General features: G+C 33.9%; 1 protein-coding gene. It reads right to left on the bottom strand.

The window, feature by feature from the left end; all coding sequences use genetic code 11:
• On the bottom strand, window positions 1-230 hold a 230-nt coding region (locus IEQ44_RS18825; RefSeq protein WP_227487737.1), incomplete at both ends, for an NUDIX hydrolase.

Below are 230 nucleotides of genomic sequence, written 5' to 3'. Positions count from 1 at the left end.
TACATAACTAAAGATTGAATATTGGCATAAGAATTTTGTAACGCCTCCTCAATTTCTTGAGTATTAAGCCAAGCTACTTCGGTTATTCCCTCCTCTTCTTGTGCATATAAATTCCCTTTAAAACTGGTTTGCATTTCAAACCAATAGGTGATTTTAATTTTATACCGACCGTTACGTTTAAAAATATGATAGGTAGTTTCAAGGGGCTTTACAATTTTAAGGCCAGCAAC

It is taken from the genome of Nocardioides malaquae (assembly GCF_015070385.1).
In the GTDB taxonomy this organism is placed as follows: domain Bacteria; phylum Actinomycetota; class Actinomycetes; order Propionibacteriales; family Nocardioidaceae; genus Nocardioides; species Nocardioides malaquae.
This window is presented reverse-complemented; position numbering and strand designations above follow the sequence as displayed.